Origin of the sequence: Pseudocitrobacter sp. 73 (assembly GCF_008369545.1) — a bacterium.
In the GTDB taxonomy this organism is placed as follows: domain Bacteria; phylum Pseudomonadota; class Gammaproteobacteria; order Enterobacterales; family Enterobacteriaceae; genus Pseudocitrobacter; species Pseudocitrobacter vendiensis.
Window position 1 is genome coordinate 114,101 of the sequence record NZ_VTZO01000009.1, and the last position, 15,614, is coordinate 129,714.

The 15,614-nt window shown below is 56.4% G+C and carries 15 protein-coding genes; 2 read left to right on the forward strand and 13 right to left on the reverse strand.

The window, feature by feature from the left end; genetic code table 11:
- Positions 1–68 precede the first annotated feature (68 nt).
- Positions 69–1,346 carry a DUF445 domain-containing protein gene (locus F0Q32_RS10085; RefSeq protein WP_188016851.1) on the reverse strand — a complete coding sequence of 426 codons (1,278 nt, stop codon included), beginning with the start codon at positions 1,344–1,346 and terminating at the stop codon, positions 69–71.
- Between the two features lie 72 nt (positions 1,347–1,418).
- Here F0Q32_RS10085 and F0Q32_RS10090 point away from each other — a divergent pair, with 72 nt between their 5' ends.
- Positions 1,419–1,925: an Rpn family recombination-promoting nuclease/putative transposase gene (locus tag F0Q32_RS10090; RefSeq protein WP_149462950.1), complete on the forward strand. Its 507-nt coding sequence runs from the start codon at positions 1,419–1,421 to the stop codon at positions 1,923–1,925.
- Between the two features lie 173 nt (positions 1,926–2,098).
- Entirely contained in the window at positions 2,099–3,469 is a 1,371-nt protein-coding gene (locus F0Q32_RS10095) for an NAD-dependent succinate-semialdehyde dehydrogenase (RefSeq protein WP_149462951.1), read from the forward strand.
- Positions 3,470–3,547: 78 nt separating this feature from the next.
- Here the strand turns inward: F0Q32_RS10095 and symE are convergent, their stop codons facing one another.
- The 12 genes from symE to hpaD all read right to left on the reverse strand — a co-directional run bounded on the left by symE (position 3,548) and on the right by hpaD (position 15,614).
- Positions 3,548–3,892, reverse strand: a complete 345-nt coding sequence (gene symE / locus F0Q32_RS10100) for an endoribonuclease SymE (protein ID WP_149462952.1) — start codon at positions 3,890–3,892, stop codon at positions 3,548–3,550.
- Between the two features lie 201 nt (positions 3,893–4,093).
- Positions 4,094–5,050, reverse strand: coding sequence for a GTPase (yjiA, locus tag F0Q32_RS10105; RefSeq protein ID WP_149462953.1), 957 nt, complete (start codon positions 5,048–5,050; stop codon positions 4,094–4,096).
- Positions 5,051–5,061: 11 nt separating this feature from the next.
- Positions 5,062–5,265 (reverse strand): YbdD/YjiX family protein, encoded by a 204-nt coding sequence (locus F0Q32_RS10110; RefSeq protein WP_149462954.1) that lies wholly within the window; start codon positions 5,263–5,265, stop codon positions 5,062–5,064.
- A 109-nt stretch (positions 5,266–5,374) separates the two neighbouring features.
- On the reverse strand, positions 5,375–7,525 hold the full coding sequence (locus tag F0Q32_RS10115; RefSeq protein ID WP_149462955.1) for a carbon starvation CstA family protein: 2,151 nt from the start codon (positions 7,523–7,525) through the stop codon (positions 5,375–5,377).
- Positions 7,526–7,884: 359 nt separating this feature from the next.
- Positions 7,885–8,397, reverse strand: a complete 513-nt coding sequence (locus F0Q32_RS10120; protein ID WP_149462956.1) for a 4-hydroxyphenylacetate 3-monooxygenase reductase subunit — start codon at positions 8,395–8,397, stop codon at positions 7,885–7,887.
- Between the two features lie 17 nt (positions 8,398–8,414).
- Positions 8,415–9,977: a 4-hydroxyphenylacetate 3-monooxygenase, oxygenase component gene (gene hpaB, locus F0Q32_RS10125; protein WP_108475420.1), complete on the reverse strand. Its 1,563-nt coding sequence runs from the start codon at positions 9,975–9,977 to the stop codon at positions 8,415–8,417.
- A 291-nt stretch (positions 9,978–10,268) separates the two neighbouring features.
- The gene (hpaA, locus tag F0Q32_RS10130) at positions 10,269–11,159 is read right to left on the reverse strand and encodes a 4-hydroxyphenylacetate catabolism regulatory protein HpaA (protein WP_149462957.1); all 891 of its coding nucleotides are present in this window, start codon (positions 11,157–11,159) and stop codon (positions 10,269–10,271) included.
- A gap of 9 nt (positions 11,160–11,168) precedes the next feature.
- Positions 11,169–12,536: a 4-hydroxyphenylacetate permease gene (hpaX, locus tag F0Q32_RS10135; RefSeq protein ID WP_149462958.1), complete on the reverse strand. Its 1,368-nt coding sequence runs from the start codon at positions 12,534–12,536 to the stop codon at positions 11,169–11,171.
- A gap of 122 nt (positions 12,537–12,658) precedes the next feature.
- Positions 12,659–13,447, reverse strand: coding sequence for a 4-hydroxy-2-oxoheptanedioate aldolase (gene hpaI / locus F0Q32_RS10140; RefSeq protein WP_000432048.1), 789 nt, complete (start codon positions 13,445–13,447; stop codon positions 12,659–12,661).
- Positions 13,448–13,457: 10 nt separating this feature from the next.
- Entirely contained in the window at positions 13,458–14,261 is an 804-nt protein-coding gene (gene hpaH, locus F0Q32_RS10145) for a 2-oxo-hept-4-ene-1,7-dioate hydratase (protein WP_000459750.1), read from the reverse strand.
- 111 nt (positions 14,262–14,372) lie between these two features.
- A complete protein-coding gene (locus F0Q32_RS10150) occupies positions 14,373–14,753 on the reverse strand; it encodes a 5-carboxymethyl-2-hydroxymuconate Delta-isomerase (protein WP_149462959.1) in 381 nt (126 codons plus the stop codon).
- Positions 14,754–14,762: 9 nt separating this feature from the next.
- Complete coding sequence (gene hpaD / locus F0Q32_RS10155) at positions 14,763–15,614, reverse strand: 3,4-dihydroxyphenylacetate 2,3-dioxygenase (RefSeq protein ID WP_149462960.1); 852 nt, start codon at positions 15,612–15,614, stop codon at positions 14,763–14,765.

A 15,614-nucleotide genomic window follows, 5' to 3' on the forward strand; every position in this document is an offset into this window, starting at 1 on the left:
TACGGGGCGGCGATCTGTAGGTCGGTTAAAGCGTAGCCGCCATCCGACATCGCCGCGTTCTCCGCCCCCTAAATCAGCGCAGGTATTTGCGACAACAGCCACAATACCAGCCCGATCGTCCCGCCGACCAACGTCCCATTGATGCGAATAAATTGCAGATCTTTGCCGATATTCAGCTCGATCTGTCGCGACATATCGCGCGCATCCCAGCTCTTAACCGTGTCGCTAATATGGCGGGTAAGGAAGGCGGAAAACTCCGGTGCCACGCGCATCGCGGCCTGTTCCAGATGGTTGTTGAGCGACTCACGCAGCGCGGCGTCGTGAGTCAACGTTTCACCAAACCACTGCCCGGCTTCGGCGATCCGCGTTTTCACCCGCGAATCGTCAGAGGCCATATCGTCCTTCATCCACTGGCGATAATCGGCCCAAATCTGCCCCAGATAGCGGTTAAATGCCTCATCATTTTTCAGATAGCTTTTAATGTTCTCAGCTTTGGCCTCCATCTCCGGCGACGTTTTCAGATTCTCAATAAAGCGGAAAATCACCCGATCAAACGCCTGGCGGATCTGATGATGTCGATTCTCGGTGATATCGTCGAGCACCGAGTCCACCGCATCGGCAACCAGATCCGCTCCCTGATCGCCCAGCCACTCTGTCGGCAGCAGCCGTGCTTTGATCGGATGCTCCTGCTCCATCCAGTGCACGATCATCTGCGCGATCACATCGCGCGTGCTCTCCTTACGCAGCAGCGCAATCAACTGCGCCACCAGAGAATCGAGCAGCTTCTGATGGCGATTATCTTTGGTCATACTTTCGAGGATCACCGCGCTGGTCTGGGTGAGATCGACCTTATCAATCGCCTTGTGCACCGCGCGTTTCAGCAGCCCCTGTACTCGTGAATCATCGGTAAGCTCAATAAAACCGCTCATCACCTTCACCAGATTTTGCCCCACGCGCGCGGCGTTCTCCGGCTGGCTAAACCAGTTGCCTATAAGTAGTGCGGGCTCATGGCGGCGAATCAGCGCGACCAGTGATGGCGTATCGAGGAATTTTTCCTGCACGAACTGGCCAAGATTGTCGCCTATCCGGTCCTTATTGCGCGGGATAATCGCCGTATGTTGCGAAATAAATGGTAGCGGCACGCGACGAAACAGCGCTACCACCGCGAACCAGTCCGCCAGCGCGCCGACCATCGCCGCTTCGGAGATAGCCTTTAACGCACTGACCCACGGCGAAGGTGGCAGCATCAGCGTTGTGATAAAAATGGCTGCGGCAATCAGCAGCAGCGACAGCGCCAGTAATTTGGCGCGTTTGAGTTCAGTCTGTTTTTCCATAGAGGTAAGCATATAGCCTGACGGTGAGAACGTCATGTTAGCTGCTGAAGTTGCTTGTGAATTTACGAGAAGCCTTCCAGGAAAATGTTGCGTTTGCAGGCGATGAAATTTTGTTTGCGTGGCCCTACGCAGCGCGACACATTGCCGGATGAACCGCTTAGTGAGCTGCGCTACAGTCCCGACACTTTCACAACGGGCAAGGGACAGCGGGATCTCACTCTGCTGGTGGAGAAACTGGTTGCTCTTCTGGCCTTGGGATACACTAGCGACACTCAGGTGAAAACGCTGTTTAACTATATTGTCCAGTACGGCGGAGCGGCTCGCGCTAGCGCATTTTTTCGCGAAATGGCGGAACGCTCGCCAAAGCATAAGGAGGAGCTAATGACGCTTGCTGAGCAGTTACACGAAGAGGGAAGAGTTGAGGGTTTGCAGATAGGGCGGCAAGAAGGACGAAAGGAAGGACGACAAGAAGGACGCCGTGCCGAAGCACTTCGAATTGTCCAATCCATGCTGGCTAACGGGCTTGATAGTGAAGCCGTGATGACCATTACCGGCTTGTCTGCAGACGACTTGCAGACCGTTGCACACTAATTTCTATCATGCCGGATGCGGGCAATCCTCATTCGGCATCCTTCCTTTTTCTTAAAAGCGCGCCGCGTTTCCTCAGAACACTCCGTTTCTCTCCCTAAGCCAGATATCTCAACTACCCTTAATACTTTGAACGGCATTTTTGACTGCTTTCATCACTTAACCAGGAGCGAGATATGGCCTATCAGACAGTAAATCCTGCTAACAACCAACTGATTAAAGAGTACACCCCACACAGCGACAAGGACATTGAGGCCGCGCTGCAAAAAGCCGATGCGCTTTATCACTCTGAGTGGGCGAAAGGCGATATCAGTCAGCGTCTGCCCGTTTTGCATAAGCTGGCCGATCTTATCGACAGTCGCGTCGAGGAACTGGCGAAAATCGCCAGTCAGGAGATGGGCAAGCTTATCGAACAGAGCCGTGGCGAAGTGAAACTGTGTGCGCAGATCGCCCGCTATTACGCGGACAACGCGAAGCAGTTTCTTGCCCCTGTACCGTATAAAACTGAATTTGGCGACGCATGGGTCGAGCACCATCCGATTGGTGTGATCATGGCGGTTGAGCCGTGGAACTTCCCGTACTACCAGTTAATGCGCGTACTGGCTCCGAACCTGGCCGCCGGTAACCCGGTGCTGGCAAAACATGCGAGTATCGTCCCACATTGTGCCGAGACCTTTGCGCATCTGGTGCGCGAAGCTGGCGCGCCGGATGGCGCATGGACCAATCTGTTTATTTCTTCCGATCAGGTGGCGAACATCATCGCCGACCCGCGTGTTCAGGGCGCGGCGCTCACCGGTTCCGAAAAAGCGGGGAGTGTGGTCGCTGCACAGGCCGCGAAGCACGTCAAAAAATCGACCCTTGAACTGGGCGGGAACGATGTGTTCGTGGTGCTGGATGACGCCGACCTCAACAAAGCGGTGAAAATTGGCGTACAGGCGCGACTTAATAACGCCGGGCAGGTTTGTACGGCGGCAAAACGCTTTATTCTGCATGAGAAAATCGCCGACAAATTCCTCAGCGAATTCACCGACGCATTCAGCAAAGTGAAGGTAGGCGATCAGATGGATGCCTCAACCCAGCTTGGTCCTCTATCGTCGAAAGACGCGCTGGAGACGCTGACCAAACAGGTGGAAAACGCGGTGAAAAACGGGGCGAAGCTGCACTTTGGCGGCAAGCCGCTGGAGAGCAAAGGCAACTTCTTCGAGCCGACGATTCTGACCAACATCACCCGCGACAACCCGGCCTATTTCGAAGAGTTCTTCGGCCCGGTGGCGCAGGTTTATGTGGTGAAGGATGATGACGCGGCGGTGAAACTTGCCAATGACTCCCACTACGGCCTGGGCGGTGCGGTGTTCAGTCAGGATATCGAACGCGCCAAACGTATGGCTTCGCGGATTGAAACCGGGATGGTGTATATCAACTGGCTGACCGACACCGCCGCAGAGCTGCCGTTTGGTGGCGTGAAGCGCTCCGGGTTCGGGCGCGAGCTGTCGGACCTGGGGATCAAAGAGTTTGTGAACCAGAAGCTGGTGGTAGTGAAGAAGTAAGTTATTGATGAATGGCGCAGCGCCGGATGGCGGCGCTGCGCGCCTTATCCGGCCTACGGGTGCACCATCCGACGCTTTTTACATCACCTTCCGCGTTTTACCCGCAATCACTCCAATAAATTCCTGCACCTGCTTTTGTTTACGTGCCGACAGCTTGCACACCTTGCGCAGCGACTGCATCAGTTCGCTCTCTTCGACGGCGGGTGGTTGGGCGGTAAGCACAATGCAGCCGTCCATCACTTTGACATCAACAGGCGTGCCGGTGGCAAAACCGGCGGCTTCCAGCCACTGACCTTTCAGTGTGAGCGCCGGAATATGCGCGTGATCCGGGTAGCGGCTCGCATAACCGACGGTGACATGACGGTTATTTGCCGGAGAGACTTCTGGTTCGAACGGTTGTGCAATAGAATGCGTGTCAGTCATAACTGCTATTCCTTCGAAATAGTGATTGTGATTAGCGGTGCGGGTGTGTTGGCGCACATCCGCACCGCGCTAAATACCTGAATATATCAACAGTAAATAAAAATAAAGTCCAGCGAATAACAGGACATAATAACGATGTAACTGGAAATATTCAGCGGGGAAATACACACGCGTAACTGATGCTCCGCACAGAATCCCACCTTACTTCCTCAACCCCGCAAACGCCGCCCTGATCTCTTCCTCTGGCAACTGTATCCCAATAAACACAAGTTGGCTGCGTGGCGCTTCATCGCCCCACGGTCGGTCCCAGTCGGCGCTGTAGAGGCGTTGCACACCCTGGAACAGCAGGCGGTTTGGCTCGCCGTCAATCCACAGCATCCCTTTGTAGCGCAGCAGTTTGTCGGCGAATTGCAGCAGCAGGTTTTCCATTACCCGCGAGACATCGCTGATATCAACCGGGTAATCCAGTTCCACCACAATGGAACTCACATCATTCTGCTTATCCGCCATAAAGTGGAAGCGCGGTTTACCCGCCAGCACATTCTCTTCCAGCATAAAGCCGCTGGTGTTGAACAGCTGCGCCAGGTCGATATCGCCATGAACGACGGTGTAAATCGGGGCGCGGGCGTTGATGCGCGCCAGACGTTCGCGCAGTTTCTCGGTGTCGCCTGCGACGTCGGTTTTGGTCAGCAGGATGCGGTCGGCGTAGCCCACCTGCGACTGGGCGATGGTGAACTGATTCATCTGCTCGTTAGCGTGAACCGCATCAACCAGCGCAATCACGCCGTCCAGCAGATAGCGTTCGCACAGGACGTCATGAGAGAAAAAGGTCTGAATAATCGGGCCGGGATCGGCCATGCCGGTGCACTCAATCACCAGACGGTCGAACTCAATTTCCCCGCGATCGCGGCTGTCGAGCAGGTCGAGCAGGGCGTCTTCCAGTTCATTGGCGCGGGAGCAGCAGATGCAGCCGTTGGTGAGGGTTTTGATTTGCGTGGCGCGGTCGCCAATAAGCTGGGTATCAACAGAAACTTCGCCGAACTCGTTTTCAATGACGGCGATTTTGAAGCCGTGCTGTTCGTTGAGGATATGGCGCAGCAGGGTGGTTTTGCCTGCGCCAAGAAAACCGGTAAGTAGGGTAACTGCAATCGGGGTCATGTTTTCTCCTTCTAACAGCAGCGCATGCCGCCTTTTCCGTCTCCGCCGTAGCGCGCCTGTTGCCGCTCGCGGAAGAACTCTTCGTAGGTCATGTACGGCTTGTCCGGATGCGTGACTTTCATGTGTTCGACGTAGTTGTCGTAGTCCGGGATGCCAATCAGCATCTTCGCCGCCTGACCGAGGTATTTTTTCGCCTGACCTAAGTTACCAAACATTGTGCTGTCCAGATATGAATAAAGCCCGGCGAGTCATCTCTGACGGGCCGGGGAGTGCGTTTTCCCTCACCCCGGCCCTCTCCCAAAGGGAGAGGGAGGGTTTGGTTATTTAGTGGTGTGAAGAGGTCTTCACGCCGCCTTCCGGCACAGGAACGTAAGGCGTTTCTTTGTCGGAGCGTTCTTCGTTATTACGCACCTGCATCCAGGTTTTGAAACCGTAGAAGATGATGCTGTACACCACCACCAGGAACAGAATACTCAGGCCTGCGTTGGTGTAGTTGTTGATAACGATGTGGTTCATGTTGGCGATTTGCTGCGCCGTCAGTTCACCACCTGCCGCAATTTTCGCTTTGTACTGGCTCGCCATGTAGAAGAAGCCTTCCATCTGCGGGTTGGTGCTGAACAGTTTCAGACCCAGCGCCCAGGTGGTGCAGACCAGCAGCCAGAATGCCGGGATGATGGTGACCCAGACATATTTGCTGCGTTTCATCTTCACGAGAATAACGGTGCCGAGAACCAGAGCAACGGCTGCCAGCATCTGGTTAGAGATACCGAACAGCGGCCACAGGCTCTTAACGCCGCCCAGTGGGTCAACAACGCCCTGATACAGCAGGTAGCCCCACAGGCCTACGCAACCTGCGGTTGCGACAACACCCGCCACCAGAGAATCGGTTTTCTTCAGGAACGGAATGAAGTTGCCCAGCAAGTCCTGCAGCATGAAGCGACCCGCACGGGTACCGGCGTCCAGCGCGGTCAGGATGAACAGCGCTTCAAACAGAATACCGAAGTGGTACCAGAAGCCCATGTCCGCCCACGGCAGCACTTTGTGGAACACGTGTGCAATACCGACAGCCAGGGTTGGTGCGCCACCGGCACGGTTCAGAACAGACGGTTCACCGATGTCTTTCGCGGTTTGCAGGATCTCTTCCGGCGAAATCACGAAGCCCCAGGAACTGACCGTTGCCGCCGCATGAATGGTCACTTCTTTCAGCTGCGCCGCGATCATGGCCGCGTTTTCACCGCCCATTTCGTGCAGGTTCGGCATGGTGATGCCAAGGCCAGCAGGCGGGGTGTTCATCGCAAAGTAGAGGCCCGGTTCGATGATAGACGCTGCAACCAGCGCCATAATCGCCACGAAGGACTCCATCAGCATTGCGCCATAACCAATGAAACGTGCGTCGGTTTCATTAGCCAGCAGCTTCGGCGTGGTGCCGGAGGAGATCAGCGCATGGAAGCCAGACACCGCACCACAAGCGATGGTGATAAACAGGAACGGGAACAGCGCACCTTTCCACAGCGGGCCGGTACCGTCGATGTACTGGGTCACGGCTGGCATTTTCAGATCCGGGTTGAGGATCACGATGCCGATGGCCAGGCCAACGATAACGCCGATTTTCAGGAAGGTGGCGAGGTAGTCACGCGGTGCCAGAATCAGCCAAACCGGCAGCAGAGCGGAGATAAAGGCATAACCGATCAGCGTGAAGGTGATGGTGGTGTCTTTAAAGGTCAGCGCCGGGCCCCAGTACGGGTCGTGAGCGATGACGCCACCGAACCAGATGGAGGCAACCAGCAGCACGATACCGATAACGGAGACTTCACCCACACGGCCCGGGCGAATAAAGCGCATGTAGATACCCATAAACAGCGCAATCGGCACGGTCGAGCAGACGGTGAACACACCCCACGGGCTTTCGGCCAGGGCTTTCACCACGATCAGCGCCAGCACCGCCAGGATGATGATCATAATCAGGAAGCAGCCGAACAGGGCGATAGAGCCCGGCACACGGCCCATTTCTTCTTTGACCATCTCACCCAGCGAAGAACCGTTACGGCGTGTGGAGATAAACAGCACCATAAAGTCCTGCACCGCACCGGCCAGCACTACGCCCGCCAGCAGCCACAAGGTACCTGGCAGGTAACCCATCTGGGCGGCCAGTACCGGCCCAACCAGCGGGCCCGCGCCTGCGATAGCCGCGAAGTGGTGGCCGAACAGGACGTAGCGGTTGGTCGGCACGTAGTTCAGGCCATCGTTGTTAATGACCGCCGGCGTCGCACGCGTCGGGTCGAGTTTCATCACCTTCTGGGCGATGTAGAGGCTGTAGTAGCGATATGCCACCAGATAAACAGAAACCGCCGCGACCACGATCCACAGGGCGCTGACGTGTTCCCCCCGACGTAATGCCACAACTGACAGGCAAAACGCACCGATGATTCCGAGAATCACCCAGGGTATGTGCTTGAATAACTTTTTGGTATCCATAGTAAAACCTGGTTTTTTAAGATTAATAATGAGCCGAAGCTGTATGGGTTTTGTGTTAAATGAGTGAGGAGGTATGACTGCTATGCTGATGAGCATCTTGCCAGAGATTCACGCGCGTAAAGTTGGGTAAAGTCGTGAGTGGTTGTATGGGGAGTTAAGCGGTTGTGTGTCAGGGCGAGCGGTTGGGTAAGAAGTGAGCGGCTGGGGAATATGTGATTGAGATCACAGTGTAATTGTACGCCGACACCCTCACCCCGCCCTCTCCCTGAGGGAGAGGGAGAAAACCCGCGCAGAACTCAAACCCGGGCGCGGTCGGTTCCCTCTCCCTCAGGGAGAGGGTTAGGGTGAGGGTGTCGGTTTTAAACCGCCACCTCCATCTCCATCATCACCGGATGGAAACGGCGCTTGAAGTAAATCAGTCCATGCCCCTCATCGCTGAGGATAATGTTCTTAATCTCCACCAGATACACCAGATGCGTGCCGATGGTCTGCACCTGGCTAATCTCACCTTCCAGGCTTGCCAGCGCGCCCTTCAGCACCGGTTGCGCCAGCGGCCCTTTTTGCCAGCAGGAGAGGGTAAAGCGTTCTTCCATCTCCATCCCTGTCATCCCGGCGAAGTGGCGCGCCATCAGTTCCTGTTCGTGGTTAAGCACGTTAATACATAGCTTACCGTTGCCCTGGAATACCGGGTTCATGGCGCTGTTGGCATTGATACACACCATCACCGAGGGCGGCGTATCGGTTACCGAGCATACTGCGGTGGCGGTGATCCCGCAGCGACCCGCCTCGCCTTCGGTGGTGACGATATTCACCGCCGCCGACAGGCTGGACATCGCATCGCGAAAGCGCAAACGTTGTTCATCTACTTGCATGGTGGTCTCCCGCTGCATTACTTCAGCAGCTTGTCTAACATGTTGATATCAGCGTTGTTGTGCAGGTGCGGCACGGTCCAGCCGTGTTGGTCGTACTCGGAAAGGCAGCGGTCAACCATTGCCATCATTTTGTCCATGTTGCCGGAGGTTTGCGCCTGACGCAGACATTGCAGGCGAATCTCATCCTGGCTGCCGGAGTAGTTGATCTCGTAAAGCTCATGACGCCCGCCGAATTCGCTGCCGATGGCATCCCACATCAGTTTGAGGATCTTGATGCGCTGGACGTGATCCATGCCGTTCGATCCGCGCACGTATTTCGCCAGGTACTGGTCGATCTGCGGGTTATTCAGATCACGCGCGCTCGACGGCAGGTAGATCAGCCCGCTGGTGACGTTGCGTTCGATGATGTTTTTGATCTTCGCGTAGGCCATCGGGGCCATGACGCGGTAGGTTTGCAGGGCAGCGTGATCCGGCAGATAGGCGCCATTCACCCACGGTGTCGCTTCCGAACACATGGAATCACTCAGCGCCCAGAAGGTATTGCGCCAGGCCACCACTTCACCAAGATCTGCCTGAACGCCACGGAACTCCAGGGTGCCGGTGCATTCGAGGGATTTTTTCAGCAGCGCGGTAATAAAGTCGAGCTTCACCGCCAGACGCACACAGGCCTGCAACGGATACATACGGGCGAAGCCGCCTTCCATGGTCCAGCGACGGCAGCGATCGAAATCACGGTAGATCAGTACGTTCTCCCATGGGATCAGCACGTTATCCATCACCAGGATCGCATCGTTCTCATCGAAACGGCTGGAGAGCGGGTAGTCGTACGGGGAGCCGGTTGCGCCCGCGACCATTTCATAGGACGCGCGGGAAATCAGCTTCACGCCATCGGCATCCATCGGCGCGACGAACATCAGCGCGAAGTCCGGGTTTTCGCCCATCACCTGTGCTGAGCCGAAGCCAATCATGTTGTAGTGGGTCAGGGCTGAGTTAGTCGCAACCACTTTTGCGCCGCTGACCACGATCCCGGCATCGGTCTCTTTTTCCAGCTTGATGTACACGTCCTTCACTTGATCGGTCGGTAAATGGCGATCGATCGGCGGGTTAACGATAGCGTGGTTGAAGTACAGGCCGGTTTCCTGAATGCGGGTGTACCAGTTGCGGGCGTTCTGTTCGAACTGGCCGTAGAAGCCTGGGTTTGCGCCCAGCGCGCAGCCGAAAGCGGCTTTGTAATCCGGCGTGCGACCCATCCAGCCGTAGCTCAGGCGAGACCACTCCGCGATGGCGTCGCGCTGCTGGCGCAGATCGTCCGGGCTTTTCGCCACACGGAAGAATTTGTGGGTATAGCCGCCGCTGCCGGTGTCGGTGTTCCAGCACAGGGAATCCTGCATTTCCGGTTTGTGTAGCGCGTCGTACAGTTGCGCGACGGACGCCGCCGCGTTACGGAATGCCGGATGGGTGGTGACATCTTTCACACGCTCGCCGTAGATGTATATTTCACGGCCATCCTGCAAACTCTTCAGGTACTCTTCACCGGTAAATGGACGCTGGGTACTGGCGCGGAAATCTTCAGGTTTCATATTCAGACTCTCTTTTTGTAGTCGGATGGAAAACCAGCGCCAATGGGCGCTACTGGCTTTAATGTTAAATTTGTGTTTTGTTTTTGTTGTTTAATTGAAGCGGTTAGACCGGTATTCGTGAAGAGACTTTTGGGTCAATGGCGGGTACTTTTCGGGGAGGTGAGGGTTTTGTGATCGGGCCCTCACCCTAACCCTCTCCCGCTGGGAGAGGGGACCGATTGTGCCCGGTATGTATGTGAGTGCGTTTTTCACCCTCTCCCTGCGGGAGAGGGCCGGGGTGAGGGGCAAGCCTCACGACACCGGCACTTTCCTTGCCCGGTAAACGCTGGGCGAGCACCCCACCAACCGATTGAAAAAACGGGCGAAGTAGGCCGGATCTTTAAACCCCAGTTGCCAGGCGATGTTATTCACCGCACTGTCGGAGAAAAGCAGTAATCGTTTGGCCTCGCGCAGTTGCCTGTCGAAAATTAGCCGCTTTGGCGGGCGGTTGGCGAAGCGGCGGCAGATGTCGGTGAGCCTGGATTCGGTAATGTGCAGCTCGCTGGCGTAATCTGGCACCGTCCAGTGCTGGTGGAAGTGGCTGTCAATCATCAGGTTGAAGCGCTGGAACAGTTTTAACTCGCCACGCATTCCGCTGGCGGCATGGTCGTCGAGCCGGGCGTTACGCAGCAGCAGAGTAAACACCGCCTGCGCCAGAAGCGTGAGCGTATGTTCGCGCCCCGGCAGTTGCTCAAGCGACTCCCGTTCGATCAGTCGCCAGTAATGTTCCAGCGCCGCCAGTTCATCGGGTTTATCCGCCAGCGACAGGCAGATCCCCGGCAGGCCGAAGGTTTCCCGCGTGCCGGGATAAAGCACCTCCAGCAGCGGCCAGATCAAATCCTCATGCACCGTCAGCACATGCCCGTCAGCGTCTGATTCGGTGATAAACGCGTGCGGCACCGACGGTGGCGTCAGCACAAACAGTGGTGCTTCCACCGAGTAGCGATGATCGTCAAGCTGTAGCTCGATCTGCCCGGTCAGCAGGAAATGCATCTGGAAATAGTGCTCGTGGCGATGAGCCTGCATATCGCGGCCAAAAAAGGCCGCCATCCGCGCAAACGACTGATAATGCACATCATCCGTACCCAGGCTTTCATCGTATTCGGTGCTGATATCGATGTTGTAGATAGGGTTCTCGCACATGCCTGCTCCTTACGGTGTCGCGCGCGGGCGTGACGATTTCATTGGGATTGCCCATATGATGGCAGCTCCAATAACCAGCAACGCTGCCACAAACCACAGGCCGCTGTTAAAGCTGCCGGTCACATCTTTCAGCCAGCCGATCATAAACGGACTCAGCGCCGATCCAATATTGCCGGTGGCGTTGATCACCGCGATACCGATAGCCCTGGCGCGCAGGCTGATCGACTGATCCGGCGTGGTCCAGAAAATGGCCATCGCGCTAAACGATCCGGTAGAGGCCATCACGATCCCTAAAAGCTGGATCAGGTTATGATCGGTGGCGGATGCCAGCAGCCAGCCCACGGCGGCAAACAGGAATGGCAGGGCGGTGTGGTGTTTACGCTCCTGATGTTTATCGGAATGACGGCTCCAGTAGATCATACCCAGAATGGTGCAAATCTGCGGTACGGCGGCGAGCAGCCCGATGGTGATGTTGCTGCTGGCCTGATTGAAGCTTTGCAGGATCTGCGGTGTCCAGATGCTGATGGCGCTTAAGGTGTTGGTCAGGCAGAAGTAGGCGAGGGTGTACATCAGCACGATCGGCGTGAAGATCTCGCGCCACAGGTTACGCTGCTGTGCTGCATGGTGGCTGATTGCGCCTTCCGGCTGAACCAGCGTCAGGCGATCGTTATCCATCATCTGCTGAAGATTTTTTTTATCCTCATCGGTCAGCCATTTGGCTTTGTCCGGGGAATCATCAAGATAGAACCACACCATGATTCCCAACAGCAGCGACGGGAAGCCTTCCAGCAAAAACAACCACTGCCAGCCCTTCAGCGACATCACACCGTCCAGGGCCAGAATATAACCGGAGACGATGGAACCGAGGGCGGTTGTCACCGGCATTGCCACCATAAATAAGGCGTTCGCGCGGGCGCGGAAATAGGCCGGGAACCAGTAGGTGAGATAAAGCAGAATGCCCGGCAGAAAGCCGGCTTCGGTGATGCCGACCAGAATACGCAACACATACAGGCTGGTGGGGCCGGTGGCGAACATCGTCGCGGTGGAGGCAATACCCCACAGCACCATGATAGTGGCGATCCAACGTCGCGCGCCGACAATCCCCAGCATGATGTTGCTCGGAATGCCGAAAATCACGTAGGCGGCGTAAAAGAGCGTCGTCGCGAGACCGAACATCGTGGCGCTCAGGCCGAGATCGCGCCCCATCGTTAGCCCGGCAAAACCGATGTTGATGCGATCGAGAAACGAAAAGATAAACAGCACGAACAGAAAAACGATCAGGCGACGGAAGAGTTTATTGATGACCGCCTGCTGGCCTGCCGTCAGCGATTTATGTGCGTCCGCAGGGGTTGGCAGTGCAGATGATGTGTCGCTCATGGCTATTCCTCTAAGGGGATTTTTGTAGGGTACGACAACGGTTTTTTGCCGGATGCGGCGTTGCCTTATCCGGCCTACGGTTTGGTGCGCGTGTAGGCCGGATAAGCGCAGCGCATCCGGCATTAATACACGCCGGGCTTCACGGTCGTGGCCTGCGCGCCAAACCGTGCTGCCAGTGCTTCGGCGGCGCGGGCGAGCAGGGTGGTGTCAACGCCGACGGCGACAAACAGCGCGCCCAGTTCCAGATAGCGTTTTGCCAGTTGCTCATTGGCGATCAGGATCCCCGGCGCTTTGCCCGCTTCACGGATCTGCACGATCGCCTGTTCAATCGCGGCCTGCACTTCCGGGTGCTGCGGATTACCGGCATAACCCATATCGGCGCTCAGATCCGCCGGGCCGATAAACACGCCGTCGACACCTTCCACGTCCAGAATCTGCGGTAGGTTCTTCATTGCCTCACGCGTTTCGATCTGCACCAGCACGCACATTTGGTCGTTGGCTTTTTGCAGGTAATCAGGAATGCGATTCCAGCGCGAGGCGCGCGCCAGCGCACTGCCCACCCCGCGAATACCGGCGGGGGGATAACGGGTGGCGCGTACCGCTTCACGGGCTTCGTCGGCGTTTTGTACCATCGGTACCAGCAAGGTTTGTGTGCCGACGTCCAGCAGTTGTTTGATTTGCACCGGATCGTTCCACGACGGGCGCACTACCGGTTGACTGGGATAGGGCGCGATCGCCTGCAGCTGGGTGAGCACTGTTTGCACGTTGTTCGGCGCGTGTTCACCGTCGATCAACAACCAGTCGAACCCCGCGCCGGCCAGTAACTCTGCGCTGTAGCTGCTGCTCAGCCCCAGCCATAATCCGATCTGTGGTCGGCCTGCTTTCAGCGCCGCTTTAAAGGTGTTTTCCATCGTTCTCTCCTTAAACAAAGCGGCAGCTAATGGAACCCATGTTGCCGTAATCGACGTGAAAGGTGTCGCCTTTACGCGCCGGAACCGGTCGGGTGAACGAGCCGCCGAGAATGATTTGTCCGGCTTCCAGTTGTACGTCATACGGTGCGAGTTTGTTCGCCAGCCAGGCCACGCCGTTTGCCGGATGATTTAGCACACCAGCAGCGACGCCGGTTTCTTCAATCACGCCATTGCGATACATCAGGGCGGAGATCCAACGCAGATCCAGTTCGTCAGGTTTGATAGGACGACCGCCGAGGATCACCCCGGCATTGGCGGCGTTATCGGAAATAGTGTCGAACACTTTGCGCGGGCGCTGGGTTTCTGGATCGATGTTGTGGCAGCGAGCGTCGATCAACTCCAACGCCGGGATCACATAGTCCGTGGCGTTGTAAACGTCGAACAGCGTGCAGTTTGGCCCACGCAGCGGTTTTGCCAGCACGAAAGCCAGCTCCACTTCGATGCGCGGCACGATAAAGCGATCGGTCGGGATATCGCTGCCATCGTGGAAGAACATGTCATCCAGCAGGGCACCGTAGTCGGGTTCGCTGATCTGCGAGCTGGCCTGCATCGCTTTCGAGGTCAGGCCGATTTTGTGGCCTTTCAGCGTGCGACCTTCGGCAATTTTCAGGCGGACCCATTCGCGCTGTACTGCGTAGGCGTCTTCGATGGTGATCTCCGGGTAATCGAGGGAGATCGCGCGGATCTGTTCGCGCTGTTTTTCTGCCTGATCCAGGCGCTGGGCGATCAGGGTGTGGGTGTGTTTATCGAACATAGCGATATCCTGTGGCATTGCCGGATGGCGGCTGCGCCTTATCCGGCCTACGGTGTACGGTTTTGGGTTTTGTAGGCCCGGTAAGCGCAGCGCCACCGGGCAACCTGCACCTTACTTAAACAACGCGTGCACGTTGTTTTGTTTAAAATTCAACGTCGGGTGTAACTCTTCAATCTCAAACGACAACGCCAGCAGGCGGCTCTCCATCAGGGTGGCGAAATGCGTTTTAATCAATGCAAACAGCATTTCACCCGCCTGCTGACGGCTTTCCAGACTGCGTCCCGCACCGATTTTCAGCGTCATATGTACGAAGGCGTAATCGTGTTGCCCGTCGGCCATCTGCCAGGTATCGACCCAGTGCACGCGGCTGCGAATACCCGCCAGCGGAAAAATCCCCGTGGCCGCCAGCGCCGGGTTCACTTTGGCAAACAACCCCGGCAGGTCGGCTTCTTCGCGGATGTTGTCACTGCATTCAACGATAAAGTGCGGCATAGCAATTCCTTACGCGGGGAGCGGGAAAACAGCGTTAACCTGACCGGTGCCAGAGCTTGGGAACAGCTCGGTGATGAATTCGACTTTGCCGTCGTATTTATCCCAGCCAAGCATCCCCAGCAGCATCACCGTGTCGTGCATATTGCCTTCGCCGTAGCAGTAGTTGGCATACTCCGGCAGCATATTGCAGAACTCTTTGAACTGGCCTTCGCGCCACAGCTTGACCACGCGCTCGTCCATCTGGCGGTCGAACTCGCGGGTGTAGCTGTTCATCCCTTCTTCCGCACGCTGATCGTCAATAAAGCGGTGCGATAACGAACCGCTGGCCAGGACCGCCACGGTGCCGTCGTACTGTTCGATCGCTTTCAGAATCGCTTCGCCCAGCTTGCGGCTGTCGGCAAAATCATGGACGGTACAGAATGCGGAGATGGAGACCACTTTGAAGTGCTTGTCTTCATTCATGTAACGCATTGGCACCAGCGTGCCGTATTCCAGTTTCAGACTGGGAATGTTGTGCGCTTTTGCCCGCACGCCGAGTTTTAATGCTTCATCAGCAATCAGCTGTCCTAACTCCGGGTTGCCCTCGTAGTTGTAGGTCATATCGCGGATAAAATGCGGCAGCTCGTTACTGGTGTAGACGCCTTCAAAATGGTCTGCACAGTTGATGTGATAAGCACTGTTCACCAGCCAGTGGGTATCGAAAACGATAATGGTATCGACGCCCATTTCCCGGCAACGCTTGCTGATCTCTTTATGCCCGTCGATCGCGCCCTGGCGGCAGCCGTGGTTTTTCCCCGGCAGTTCAGAGAGATACATCGACGGTACGTGCGTGATTTTTGCTGCTAATGCTAACTTACCCAT